This is a genomic window from Thalassotalea sp. LPB0316 (assembly GCF_014898095.1).
GTDB lineage: Bacteria > Pseudomonadota > Gammaproteobacteria > Enterobacterales > Alteromonadaceae > Thalassotalea_G.
Map to the genome: position 1 here is coordinate 418,099 of NZ_CP062946.1, position 14,071 is coordinate 432,169.

The window sequence follows — 14,071 nt, forward strand, 5'->3', positions numbered from 1 at the left end:
ATTTCTAATAACAGGCATCAACATTTTTACACTTCAATAACAATGTTGACACCTGTCAGATTGATATCTAATTTATCTTATTCGTTGGCATTGTCAAGCTTTTACATTATGGTGTAAGAATGGAAAAAACACCTCTTTTGATGCAGATCATTGAACAGCTCGAAGCCGAACTAGCCAATGCTAAGCAAGCCGCAGAACAAGCAAGGCTCGCCGCAATTGACGATCAATCAGTTGCTGAAACTCAGTATGATACGCTTGCAATAGAGGCGGGATTTTTAGCACATGGCCAATCTCAGCGAGTTGAGCAATTAAGCCAATCGATTACTTTGATCAATGAATTAATCAAGCAAAATAGCCTACATCAGCACGTCGCTATAGGTAGTTTAGTCGTTTTAATTGATGAGCAAGAAACGCTACATTATTTTTTTATTGCACCTGTCGGTGGCGGTATCAATTGCCAACATCAAGGTAAAGTCATTACCGTGATCACACCACAAGCACCACTTGGGCGACTACTGATGGGCAAAAGTAGAGACGATGAAGTGGTACTTCAAACCAGTACCACTAAATCCTATATTATCGAAGAGATTTATTGAGGTTTAAGCGCCGCTTTAACTTGCTCTATTGAGGTTTTCTTAACGTCGAGTTTGACGTAGGCAACGCATTCTTCGTAGACCAATGTTGCTTCAACGACACCAGGTAATTCGATCAGCTTTTGCAAGACTTGCTCACCCTGCTCTTCATCCATTTTATCGGTGCTAAAGCTAAAACTTTTAGACGCTTGGTATTGCTTCATCGTCAGCGATAAAACAAACCACAAACCTGCAAATAGCGCCATCACTTGAAAAATAGTTTGCTCGCCAAAGTTTTGCGCAACATAGCCGCCGAGCGCACCACCAACAAACGCCCCCATAAACTGGCTAGAGGTAAATATGCCCATTGCACTGCCTTTTACACCCGCTGGGGCGATGCGAGATAATTGAGATGGCATGGTTGCCTCTAAGTAATTGAACGCGGTGAAAAATGCCACCATTGCGACAATCAGTGCCACCAGTGAACTCGCATCAAGCGCCAATGCGACTAACGTGAGTGTTAATAACATCACTGCAGCGCTAAACATGGCTTTTTCTCTACCTGATTTAATCGCGTAAATCATAAAAGGCACCATTAAGAAGAATGAGCCAAAGAGAGTTGGTAAGTACAGTGCCCAGTGTTTTTCTAGCGGTAAACCTGCAGCGACAAATAATTTAGGCAGCGTAATAAAGCACGCAGTTAACACCATATGGAGAATAAATACACCTGCGTTTAAACGAAATAGCTGAGGATGAACAATCAACCGACTGACCTGCTGAGGAATAGCAACATTATCGCCTTTGGGCGCTTTATTTTGTGAGCTTGGGACAATAAATTGCACCATAAAAATCGCCATCAACGTGAGCACACCGGTAAACAAGAACACGCCAGATAGGCCATAACTTTGCGCGACAACTGGGCCAAGTACCATAGAAACAGTAAACGACAAACCAATAAACATGCCTATGGTCGCCATCACTTTCGGGCGTTGCTCTTCACGCGATAAGTCAGCAGCTAAGGCTAATACAGCACTGGCAATAGCGCCCATACCTTGGAGCGCACGACCAAAAACAACGCCATGAATCGTTTCCGAATGCGCCGCGACTAAACTCCCGATTAAAAACACGATTAAGCCAATAATAATAATAGGCTTGCGGCCAAACTTATCAGACAAAATCCCCATAGGAATTTGTAATAGCGCCTGCGTTAAACCATAAGCACCAATGGCGATGCCGAGCCAAAATGGTGTGTAACCTTCTAGCTCTGTGCCGTAAATTGCGAAAATAGGCAGGATCATAAACAACCCTAACATGCGCAAGCCGAACACTGTCGCTAAAGAAAACGCCGCTTTCTTCTCAATACTGTTTAATCCATCTGATTTCATTGGCTGTCTTTCATTGGCTCTATAAGTAACTGTGGTTATGCAAAAAGTAATACCCGCATAAACCTAAAAAATATCAAAAAACACGCCATTTTAACACGACTTATTAACAATTATCACCATTGAAAATGCTTTGCTAATTTGATCAACATCGCTGAGATTTTATGCGATACTAGTGGGTTCTTTCAGTAAGCGGATTGGTTATGAATACAATTGAAGTTAGGGGTGCAAGAACCCATAACCTGAAAAATATCGATTTAGAATTACCTCGTGACAAACTCATTGTGATCACGGGCTTATCTGGCTCAGGCAAATCATCATTAGCCTTCGATACGTTATACGCCGAAGGTCAGCGCCGTTATGTCGAATCGCTGTCAGCCTATGCTCGCCAGTTTTTATCACTGATGGAAAAACCTGACGTCGATCACATTGAAGGCTTGTCACCAGCCATTTCTATTGAGCAAAAATCAACGTCTCACAACCCGCGTTCAACCGTCGGTACAATCACAGAAATCTACGATTACTTGCGTTTGCTCTACGCTCGTGTTGGTGAGCCGCGCTGCCCTGAACATCACCAACCGCTAGCTGCCCAAACCATTTCACAAATGGTCGACAAAGTATTAGCACTTGAAGAGGGTACCAAGGTGATGATCTTGGCGCCGGTACTGCAAGATCGAAAAGGTGAGCACATTAAGTTATTAGAAAATTTAAGTGCTCAAGGTTTTATTCGCGCCCGCATTGATGGCGAAGTATGTGATTTATCTGATCCTCCTACGTTAGAGCTTCACAAAAAACACACGATTGAAGTAGTGGTTGACCGATTAAAAGTTCGCGAAGACATTCAACTGCGACTATCTGAATCATTTGAAACTGCACTCGGCTTAACCCACGGTACTGCCAAGGTTGCCTTTATGGACGAGCCAAACAAAGAAGAGCTGTTATTTTCAGCAAACTTTGCTTGTCCGCTATGTGGTTATTCTATGCAAGAGCTTGAGCCTCGTTTGTTTTCTTTCAACAACCCTGCAGGTGCATGTCAAACCTGTGATGGTTTAGGCAATCAACAGTTCTTTGACCCAAATCGCGTGATTACCAACCCTGAGCTGAGTTTATCAGGTGGTGCCATTCGCGGCTGGGATAAGCGCAATTTCTATTATTTTCAGATGTTACAGGCACTGGGAGAGCATTACGGCTTTGAGCTTGATACCCCGTTTAAAGAACTACCAGAAAACATTCAAAAAATTGTCTTATCCGGCAGTGGTAAACAAGATATTGAATTCAAATACATGAATGATCGAGGCGATATCGTTGTTAGAAAGCACCCATTTGAGGGTATTTTAAACAACATGAACCGCCGCTATAAAGAAACGGAATCGAATGCGGTTCGCGAAGAGTTGTCGAAGTACTTAAACAGTCAACCGTGTAACGATTGCGGAGGTTCGCGATTGCGCCTAGAAGCCCGCAACGTCTTTATTGAAAATGTCACCTTACCGACGATTGCTCAGCTATCGATTGCCGAAGCACTGGCCTTTTTCGAAGGGTTGGAGTTAACCGGTCAGCGCGGCAAAATTGCTGAGAAAATATTAAAAGAGATCAATGATCGCTTAGGCTTCTTAGTGAATGTCGGCTTGAATTATTTAAACATGTCGCGCAGTGCCGATACGTTATCAGGTGGCGAAGCTCAGCGAATTCGCCTAGCTAGCCAAATTGGCGCCGGCCTTGTCGGGGTGATGTATGTATTAGACGAACCTTCCATTGGTTTACACCAACGCGACAACGAACGCCTACTTAATACCTTAATTCACCTGCGCGATTTAGGTAATACCGTGATCGTTGTAGAGCATGATGAAGATGCTATTCGCGAAGCTGATCACATTATCGATATTGGCCCCGGTGCCGGTGTCCACGGTGGTAATGTCATAGCTCAAGGTAGCTTAGAAAACATTTTAGCAAGTGAAGACTCACTCACCGGAAAATACCTTTCTGGCAAAGAGGGTATTGAAGTCCCTAAAAAGCGTACGCCGTATGATGCCAAGCGGTTAATTGAATTAAAAGGTGCTAGTGGTAACAATCTTAAAGACGTCAATTTAACGGTACCGGTTGGTTTGATGACTTGTATCACAGGAGTGTCAGGCTCAGGTAAATCGACCTTAATTAACAATACATTATACCCACTTGCCCAAACCGAGCTAAATGGCGCGACAACCAATGATCCAGCACCATACAAAGAAATTACTGGCCTAGAGCATTTAGATAAAGTTATCGATATCGATCAGAGCCCAATTGGTCGTACACCTCGCTCAAACCCCGCCACCTACACTGGCATTTTCACTGCCGTACGCGATATATTTTCAGCGACTCAAGAAGCACGCTCACGAGGCTATAAACCAGGCCGCTTTAGTTTTAATGTTAAAGGTGGTCGCTGCGAGGCTTGCCAAGGCGACGGTGTTATTAAAGTTGAAATGCACTTTTTGCCCGATGTTTACGTGCCGTGTGATGTTTGTAAGGGTAAACGCTACAACCGCGAAACCTTAGAAGTGCGTTACAAAGGTAAAAACATTCACGAAGTGCTGGATATGACTATCGAAGATGCGCTTGAGTTCTTCGCACCTATCCCTGCCGTTAAACGCAAACTTCAAACTTTAATGGACGTTGGTTTAAGTTACATCAAGCTTGGCCAATCGGCGACTACCTTGTCAGGTGGTGAAGCTCAACGGGTTAAGCTGGCTAAAGAATTATCGAAGCGCGATACCGGTAAAACCTTATACATTCTCGATGAGCCGACGACAGGTTTACACTTTCACGATATTAAACAGCTACTGCAAGTTATTCATCGTCTGCGTGATCACGGCAATACCATTGTGGTTATCGAGCATAATTTAGATGTGATAAAAACTGCCGACTGGATCGTTGATTTAGGCCCAGAAGGTGGCTCAGGTGGTGGTGAAATTCTCGTGACAGGAACACCAGAGGATATTTCGAAAGACAAGCGCTCGCACACCGCAAGGTTTTTAAAGCCGATGCTCGGCTAAATAGAACCGTCATAGCAACAAAGATACCTGAGCAATCGGGTATCTCATTCCAACACCGTCATACTCGAGCAGTCGGGTATCTTTCAACTACTTGCCATAGTGGCATTTACATGAGATTACCGTCTTCACGGTAATGACGCCTTAGTGTCACACCCTAAATAGTGTCATGCCCGAGTAGTCGGGCATCTCGTTCCAACACCGTCATGCCCGAGTAGTCGGGCATCTTTCAACTACTTGCCATAGTGGCATTTACATGAGATTACCGTCTTCACGGTAATGACGCCTTAGTGTCACGCCCAGCATAGTGTCATACTCAGCGTAGTGTCGTTAATAATGACTAGCACATCATTAGCTAAGCAAAAACAACCAAAGCATGTACTGTGTAAATTTGGCTTGTTTATCAACCACAACAAGTTAATATGATGAAAACCCTAACGAATTATTATGGTATGTGGCAAAACTCATTCGTATATTTATTAGCATTTTGTAGTGGCTTTGCCATTATGGGCATCGAATTACTCGGCGGGCGGATCCTCGCTCCCTATTTTGGCTCAAGCGTACATATTTGGGGCAGTATTATTACCGTATTCTTACTGAGTTTATCCCTTGGTTACTTACTCGGTGGTAAGCTTTCAATGCATCAGCCCAACTTAAAAAAATACGGCTTACTATTCCTCTTTTCAGGCATAACTGTGACTCCAGTTGCTCTGTTCGCGACACCTATTTTAGAAATGATTTTCATCCAAATTGAGGACGCGAGATATGGCTCTTTAGTTGCCTCTATTGCTTTATTCTTCATCCCTACCGTTATCTTAGGGATGATTTCACCCTACTCGATTCGACTGTTAATCGACGATAAAGAGAAAAGTGGCCAAGTTGCTGGTATTTTGTATTTTGTTTCCACCATTGGCAGTGCCTTAGGCACACTAATGACTTCCTTCTATTTGGTGCTGTGGTTTGAAGTTAATACCATTATTTTATTCTACTGCAGCTTACTGGCTGTTTTAGGCTTGTGTTCGATTGCTTTAGCGCATTATCCCGCAGTAGCCAATAAGACAGGTGACTCATAATGAAGTATTTAATCGCCGTGATGATATCAATATTAGGCGTTAACTCAGCAGCTTACGCAGAAGTTATTCATCAAGAAAAATCTTTGTATCGCAACATTTTTGTTGAAGATAGCGGCGATTTACGCTGCTTAAAATTTAGTGTTAAACGCGCCACCAGTAACCAAAGCTGTATTTACAAATCTGACCCAAACAAAATGGTGTTTAGTTATACCAAACTCATTTTTTCAGGTTTACTACTTAACCCCAAGCCAAGCAAAATCTTAATCGTTGGATTAGGTGGTGGCACCTTATCAAATACCTTCAATCAGCTATTACCTACAGCCAAAATCGATAATGTTGAAATCGATCCCGCCGTGGTAAAAGTGGCGAAAGATTATTTTGGCTTTAAGGAAAATAGTCAGGTCAGCAATACTGAACAAGATGCGCGCATTTTTATTAAACGCGCTGGACTGAAGAAACAACAATACGATTGGATTATTTTAGATGCTTATAATGGTGATTACATTCCAGAGCATTTAATGACCCAAGAGTTTTTACAGGAAGTCAAAAATCTATTGTCGGCCGATGGTGTGTTGTCTGCTAACACGTTTTCATTAAGCAAGCTCTACAATGCGGAATCGGCGACTTACCAATCGGTGTTTGGTGATTTTTATAACGTACGGTTTAACACTACCGGTAACCGCATCATCTTATATTCCAACGCTGGCAAACCGAGTAAACAGGTGTTAAGTGAGCGCGCCGACCAACTAGCGCCAGTGCTGATTGATTACGGCGTTGATATTTACCGCGTATTGCGCCATATGAAAATAGAGCAAGACTGGCCGAGCAACACCCGATTACTGACCGATCAATATTCACCAGCTAACCTATTGAAATAGCTTTCTCGATATTTATACTAAGCAAAAAACCAAGAGAAGTCTGTTATGCCGATTATTTTTCAACGTGTCACCAAGTCAATGAATTACTACACGATTGACGACCACGGGGTAAAAAACTACAAAACGCGCTATGTTTTTTTACTCGCGCTACTGGCGATGATTTTGCTGGTATGCTTTTTTGGCTACATCACCTTGCAGTTTGAACAAGGGCATCCTGAAGCAACCGTAAAAACCTATGCTGATGCGATATGGTTAATGTTAATGAGTTCAACCACCATTGGTTTTGGCCGCATTAGCCCTGTTACTGTCGGCGGGCAGGCTACCGTCATGGTGATGTTTGTTTTTGGTGTCGGTATTATGGGAGGCCTTGGCGCATTAGCGGCATCGAAAATCCTTGGCTTTTCTGATACCAATGTCAAAAACCGTGAGTTGCGCAGCCAAAACGCTCAAATCATAGCTAGGCTCATTGAATTAGAAAAGAAAATTGCCCACCAAGATCAAACCGTTAAAAGTGCCCAGCAAACCATAGAACGAGCGATGGACGATAGCTCGAACAGTAAATCGGGTTAACTTTATTGCTTAGCCTGTTGGATAATATGCTATCGACAGGCTATTCCCATTCACCGATGTTAGTACCTCTTCAAACACGAATAGTTATCTTAATTACCTAGCTGATAAATATTTTTTGTCGTAAAGCCAAGTATAATTAGTTTTTCAACGCTTAAACTACTTCCTAGAATAGCGACTAAATTATAACCCTACCTTCTCGATACGTGCAGCCACCAACCAATTTTTGTACTGTCGTTATCGAGCACAACACCAGTGATAACTCATGAATATCCCCTGTAATGCGACAATTGCTAATGATCTCGACGTGTTTGGTAAGATCAGTAATGATTTACAGACACAAGGGTTTAGTATTAACCCACTCGGCATACCTCGTGATATAGCCGACGCCCTGCACTTTCACTTAACTCATATGCCTAATGAAAAATTTAATCACGCAGGCATTGGCAGAGAACAAGATTTTGACAAAGACGACACGATTCGCGGTGATGAAATTTGCTGGGTCTTGGGTGATTCAATTGCCGGTCAGCAATGGCTACGTTGGTGTGATGATTTAAAGCAACACCTCAATCGCCGTTTGTTTCTCGGTTTGTTTTCGTTTGAGAGCCATTTTGCCCATTACCCACCACAAGCCTTTTATCAACGCCACGTTGATGCCTTTCACGGCGACAAAAACCGCGTGCTTTCGGTTGTGTTGTATCTTAATAAGGATTGGCAAGCCCAAGATGGCGGCGAGCTGGTTTTATATAAAAATGAACAAGATGTTGATGGCATAAAAGTGATACCTGAATTAGGTACACTGGTGGTCTTTTTGAGTGAAGAGTTTCCGCATGAAGTGCTGCCAGCTACTAAAAACCGACTATCTATCGCGGGTTGGTATCGGGTTAACGGCTCACACGAACACAAAGTAGATCCGCCAAACTAATATCAAGTCAATTGGTATTGATCATAAAAAAGGGCTTACAACACTTGGTTATAAGCCCTTTATTTTTCACCTTAACTCACGATTATTTTTCGAAGTAAAACTTCTCGCGTTTGTTATCGTAGTTACCAATTTCATTCATGGTATCGGCATCATATAAACGACCGTTGATCATGGTGTGAGTTACCTTGTCACTGATGCGAATATCTTGAGTGATATCACCATCAACAACAATTAAGTCAGCCAATTTACCTTGCGTTACTGAGCCTAATTGTTTATCTAAACCGAGTGTTAGCGCTGGGTTCATCGTTGCGGTACGCAGTGATTCAAGCGGCGTCATGCCACCTTGGGCCATCATCCACATTTCCCAATGCATTGCTAAGCCTTCACGCTGACCGTGACCACCTGAGTTAACTAATACCCCCAAATCACTCATTTCTTTGGCGACCTTAGCAACGTTAATGTGATTGTAATGGTGGTGCGGCGCTTTAGTGCGGCGCATTGAACGCGGATCTAAAATTTCGCTCGGTACATATTTACTCAACCGCGGATGCTGCCATACGTCAGTTGTGTCGTACCAGAAATGCTCACCTGAAATACCACCATAGGCAACCCCCATTGTTGGCGTATAGGCCATTTCTGACGCAGACCAAAGTTGCTTGATATCGTCATAGATTTTTTCAGTTGGAATTGAGTGCTCTAACGTGGTGTGACCATCAACTAACATCGTTAGGTTGTGCTGTAATAATGAACCGCCCTCTGGCACCACTAATACCCCCGCTTCACGCGCCGCTTGAATAAATTGCTGACGCTGATTCCGGCGTGGTTGGTTGTAGCTTTTCACACTGTAAGCACCGGCTTTTTGCAAGCGTTCAACATGGAATTTAGCATCGTCTAGGCTGTCAACATGTGAGGTATAACCGGCAACTGTTGCGCCATATAAAATTGTCCCGGTTGAGTGTAAGCGCGCAGCGACAATATCACCCGCTTTTTGCATTTCACTCGCAGCAAAAAACTCCGTAGTATCATTTGACGGATCGTGAATAGTTGTAACACCTAGTGCTAAACCAGCGTAGTTTTTCCAGTTCTGCTGTGGAATGATTTCGTCACTACCTTGTGGGCCATGCGCGTGAGCATCAATTAACCCAGGCATGATTGACTTACCGCTAATATCGATTTGCTGAGCATTTGCTGGAATGTCAACACTGCCTTGAGGACCAACGGCTGTGATCACGTTACCTTCAACGACCACTACGCCGTTTTCGATCACTTTATCGCCTTCCATAGTCACTACTTTACCACCGATAAACGCAATTGCGCCCGACGGCTTATCGACTTTGTGTTTAAAGCTTAAGTTAGTTACGGTTGGCTCAGTTTTCTCAGCGTTGTCTGCTTCGCCTTTAATATCGAATAAACCAGCAACTGACGCTTGGTATAATTCAGGCCCTAAACTCCAGTAAAGGCTGTTAGACGCACCATTCCAGCTAATACTTTCACCCGCGCGAACAGAAAGCTGCTTCACTGGGAAGTTACCGCCTTTCGGGCCGATAGTAATAACATCACCACGCTCAACAAATGGCGTAACAAAGACTTTAAAGCGCTCAGCAAAAGCTAAGTACTCACCATTAGGTGATACGCGATATTCTGTGGCAAATTTGCCTTGATATAAGGTCGTGTCGTTTTGACCATCAATATCGACTCGCGCAATATTTGGCATTTCACCACTGCGAATGACGTAAACGCGATCATTTGCTGCGCCAAAATGCGGTTGAACACCATAGCGAGTGACTAATGTTGGTTCACCGCCTTTCGCTGGCATTGCGTAAATACCAGGGTTTAAACCCCATTTAGGTTGAGTAATATAACCGCCGGCAATTTTGCGATAAACCACGGTTTTTCCATCAGGTGAAAAGCTCGGCTCTACGTATTTACCCGGCTCTTTTGAAATGGTTTTACCCTTACCGCCGCGAGCAGAAACCACTTTGATTTCGGCTAGGTTTTCATCGTCCCATGCGATATAAACAATTTTCTTACCATCGCGAGAAAAGCTTGGGAAAAACTCAAATTTATCTTTTTCTTTAGTCAAGCGCTTTGGCTTTCCGTCAGGTAACGCTCGGGTGTAAATACTACCCATAGCTTCAAACACAACTTGCTTGCCATTTGGCGAAATTTGCACATTGCGGAGCATTTTTACGTCAAAGTCATCTTGCTCTAAGGTTTGTTCAAATTTCAACGCGGTTTGAATTTTCTTCTGCGTTTTTACATGAAACTCAATCGTGCTCGCTTTCTTTGATTTGATATTGAGTTTTTTGATCTTGCCGTCAGCCCAAAAAACGATATTTTCGCTATCAGGTGTCCAGGCCATGTTTGAGTAAACACCATGGATCGCCCAGGTTTCTTGCATATCACGCTCTAAATTTTCGTGAATAAGCATTTCTTCACCACTTTTTAGATCGTAAAGGTAAAGATTTGACTGGAAATCGTCACGGCTGATAAAGGCTAAGTATTTACCATCTGGCGATGGCGTTGGGCGAATCGCACCACCTTTACCTGAAATAATCGTGTCGATTTTGCCAGTCTCTAGCTCGTAACGCTTAATTTTATAAATACCCTTTTCAGAGTCTTTCGAGTAGTGGAACGTTTTACCTGGGGTTGCATCTTGTGAGAAATAAACATACTTGCCATCGTGAGAGTATGCTGGCTCACCTAAATCTTTTTGCTGATTCGGACGCTTAGTTAGCATCACGCCACTGCCACCAGTTTTGTGGTATAGCCACACCTCACCAGCACCCAGTGAGCGCGAGCCAGTGTAATGCTTACGACCCACTAAATAGTTGCCATCTGGAGACCACGCAGGGCTGTTTAATAAACGGAACGTTTCATTCGTTACGGGTTTAGCATTTGAGCCATCGGCATTCATGATCCACAAGTTATCGCCACCGTCCTGATCAGACGTAAAGGCAATATACTTGCCATCAGGGCTAAATTTCGGCTGCATTTGCCAAGCAATATCCGTCATCAAAGCCGTGGCTTCGCCACCTGTTATAGGCATAGTGTAGATGTCGCCAAGTAAGTCAAACACGATAGTTTTGCCGTCTGGGCTAATATCGACATTCATCCAAGTACCTTGTTGAACATCAATATCTACGGTTTTAAAGATACCTTGTGGCTCGTTTACAGACCAAGCTTTTTCTTCTGATTTTGATTCCGCAAATGCGGCTGACGGTAAAGCGACTGCTACAGCCAAGGCCAAAGCAGATACTTTTGGAAATTTAATCGCCATGAAATAAACCCTTTGTTGTAATGAATTGCACAATGAACAAAGTCATCGCACGAAATATTTTTCTGTTATAAATAAAACATAACTGCCGTCAAAATTTAACAACAATGCGCTCACTTGTCTGCAATTAACGATAAGTGTAAATGGTAACTAACCTGAATTTGGGATAACAAATTGCTTTATAGCGGAATTATCAAAAGTGATTATAAGATTTTACTTGCAACAGTTTAGCTAACTTCTTATCCCAAGTTCAGGTTAACTAAGTTGATAACCCCACTTCGGCATAATGGTTTGTTCAATACCCAAGTGGTCAAGTACTCTGCCCACCATAAAATCGATTAAGTCATTGATCTCGGTTGGCTGGTGATAAAAGCCCGGTGCAAGTGGCATAATGGTTACGCCCATTTGCGAAAGGGTTAGCATGTTTTGCAAATGAATCGTTGAGAAAGGGGTTTCTCTTGGCAAAATTAATAACTGGCCACGCTCTTTGATCACAACATCGGCAGCGCGCTCTATCAAATTATCACTCATGCCTTGGCTAATCGCCGCTAAAGTACCCGTTGAGCATGGGCAAACAACCATTTTTTTCGGCGCAGCAGAGCCGGAAGCCACCGGTGAAAACCACTGCTCTTTGCCAAAGACTTTGATCTGCTCAGGCTTAGCATTATATTTCTCGATAAGAATGGCGCTAGCCGCATCTGGCGAGGCAGGTAATTTCAAGCCAACTTCGGTATCAAAGACCACGCGAGCCGCAGACGAAAATAAAAAATACACTTGGTAATTTGCGGCAACTAAGCACTCTAACAAACGCAACGCGTAAAGTGAGCCTGATGCGCCCGTGACAGCGAGCGTGATTTTTTCTTGAAATTCTTGTTGTGACACAATGAGTCCTTACACTATTGGCTTAATGCCTGAAGTAATTTTTGATGAAAATTGCCAAAACCGCCATTGCTCATGACCAGAATATGATCAGTTGGCTTGGCTTCACTACGCACCATGTCGACTAATTGTTCAATATTGTTACTGACGCGGCAAGGTTGAACACAGGCGTCAATTAGCTCATCAACCGACCACTTCACTTGCTCACCTTGAAAAACAAATACTTGATTCGCCAAGGTCAACGATTTAGGTAGTGAAGCTTTGTGAACACCTGATTTCATGGTATTTGAGCGCGGCTCTAAGACCGCCAAAATGCGACTTTCACCAACGTGCTTGCGCAAACCATCTAAGGTTTTTGCAATAGCGGTTGGGTGATGAGCGAAATCATCATAAACCTTAATTTGGTTTACTTCACCGCGCAGTTCTAAGCGCCTTTTGGTATTGACGAATTCCGCTAACGCTTCAATAGCTACCGCACTTGGTACACCAGCATGACGCGCCGCGCCAATCGCCATTAAGCCATTTTCAATATTAAAGTCGCCAATCAGTTGCCAATTCACCACACCTTGTAACTCGCCATTAAAGTAGACTTCAAAGGCACTGCCATCGGCTGCAAGTTTATTGACCGACCAACCGATTTGTTCCGTCAGTGACATGTTTTCTCTTGGTGTCCAACAGCCCATCGCTAACGTTTGCTCAATAGTAGGCGTATCGTATGGTGATAAAATTAACCCGTTACTCGGCACCATTCGCACCAAATGATGAAATTGGCGCTGAATATCGCTGATATCATTAAAAATATCACCGTGATCAAACTCCATATTATTGATCACTAATGTCCGCGGACGATAATGGACAAACTTAGAGCGCTTATCGAAAAACGCGGTGTCGTATTCGTCTGCTTCAATCACAAAAAACGGGCTGTTGCCCAAACGAGCTGAGCTATCAAAATTTTGTGGCACGCCACCAATTAAATAGCCAGGGGTAAGTTTTGCGTATTCTAAGATCCACGCCAGCATACTTGATGTTGTGGTTTTTCCATGCGTACCTGAAACCGCCAATACCCAACGATCTTTAAGGACATTTTCAAGTAACCATTGCGGGCCTGAGATATAAGGAATGTTGCGATCTAACACATACTCTACCATCGGGTTACCACGTGCCATGGCATTGCCGACAATCACGAGATCGGGCTCATCGGCAAGGTGGTCAATGGTGTAGCCTTGCATTAACTCGATACCTAATGCTTCAAGTTGGGTGCTCATCGGAGGATAAACATTGGCATCGCACCCTGATACGCGAAAGCCCATTTCTTTGGCGATCGCGGCGATACCGCCCATAAAAGTGCCACAAATCCCTAAAATATGTATATGCATTAATGTTCTCAACGAAGGTTAGCTTATTATCTATTTGCCGTTAATATAACATTTGTCTTAATTATTTGGCGATGCAAAAATAGCTTATACACTTTAGGAATAATTCACACAGGAAC

The 14,071-nt window shown here is 43.3% G+C and carries 10 protein-coding genes; 6 read left to right on the forward strand and 4 right to left on the reverse strand.

Annotated elements, in window-relative coordinates; translation table 11 throughout:
* Positions 1-119 precede the first annotated feature (119 nt).
* Positions 120-596, forward strand: a complete 477-nt coding sequence (locus LP316_RS01830) for a GreA/GreB family elongation factor (protein WP_193022404.1) — start codon at positions 120-122, stop codon at positions 594-596.
* Here LP316_RS01830 and LP316_RS01835 read toward each other — a convergent pair.
* Positions 590-1,957: an MFS transporter gene (locus LP316_RS01835; RefSeq protein ID WP_193022405.1), complete on the reverse strand. Its 1,368-nt coding sequence runs from the start codon at positions 1,955-1,957 to the stop codon at positions 590-592. The genes LP316_RS01830 and LP316_RS01835 overlap by 7 nt on opposite strands.
* Before the next feature lie 200 nt (positions 1,958-2,157).
* On the opposite strand from LP316_RS01835, the gene uvrA reads away from it, so the two are divergent.
* The 5 genes from uvrA to LP316_RS01860 all read left to right on the forward strand — a co-directional run bounded on the left by uvrA (position 2,158) and on the right by LP316_RS01860 (position 8,423).
* Positions 2,158-4,983 carry an excinuclease ABC subunit UvrA gene (gene uvrA, locus LP316_RS01840; protein WP_193022406.1) on the forward strand — a complete coding sequence of 942 codons (2,826 nt, stop codon included), beginning with the start codon at positions 2,158-2,160 and terminating at the stop codon, positions 4,981-4,983.
* A 419-nt stretch (positions 4,984-5,402) separates the two neighbouring features.
* Entirely contained in the window at positions 5,403-6,053 is a 651-nt protein-coding gene (locus LP316_RS01845; RefSeq protein WP_226960783.1) for a fused MFS/spermidine synthase, read from the forward strand.
* Positions 6,050-6,931: a spermidine synthase gene (locus tag LP316_RS01850; RefSeq protein WP_193023785.1), complete on the forward strand. Its 882-nt coding sequence runs from the start codon at positions 6,050-6,052 to the stop codon at positions 6,929-6,931. Before LP316_RS01845 ends, LP316_RS01850 begins: the two co-directional genes overlap by 4 nt.
* A 45-nt stretch (positions 6,932-6,976) precedes the next feature.
* Positions 6,977-7,501 carry an ion channel gene (locus LP316_RS01855; RefSeq protein ID WP_193022407.1) on the forward strand — a complete coding sequence of 175 codons (525 nt, stop codon included), beginning with the start codon at positions 6,977-6,979 and terminating at the stop codon, positions 7,499-7,501.
* Between the two features lie 262 nt (positions 7,502-7,763).
* Positions 7,764-8,423, forward strand: coding sequence for a 2OG-Fe(II) oxygenase (locus LP316_RS01860; RefSeq protein ID WP_193022408.1), 660 nt, complete (start codon positions 7,764-7,766; stop codon positions 8,421-8,423).
* Between the two features lie 82 nt (positions 8,424-8,505).
* Here the strand turns inward: LP316_RS01860 and LP316_RS01865 are convergent, their stop codons facing one another.
* The 3 genes from LP316_RS01865 to mpl all read right to left on the reverse strand — a co-directional run bounded on the left by LP316_RS01865 (position 8,506) and on the right by mpl (position 13,955).
* Complete coding sequence (locus tag LP316_RS01865; protein ID WP_193022409.1) at positions 8,506-11,703, reverse strand: amidohydrolase family protein; 3,198 nt, start codon at positions 11,701-11,703, stop codon at positions 8,506-8,508.
* 252 nt (positions 11,704-11,955) lie between these two features.
* On the reverse strand, positions 11,956-12,582 hold the full coding sequence (locus tag LP316_RS01870; RefSeq protein WP_193022410.1) for a flavin prenyltransferase UbiX: 627 nt from the start codon (positions 12,580-12,582) through the stop codon (positions 11,956-11,958).
* Positions 12,583-12,596: 14 nt separating this feature from the next.
* The gene (gene mpl, locus LP316_RS01875) at positions 12,597-13,955 is read right to left on the reverse strand and encodes a UDP-N-acetylmuramate:L-alanyl-gamma-D-glutamyl-meso-diaminopimelate ligase (RefSeq protein WP_193022411.1); all 1,359 of its coding nucleotides are present in this window, start codon (positions 13,953-13,955) and stop codon (positions 12,597-12,599) included.
* Positions 13,956-14,071: the final 116 nt, after the last annotated feature.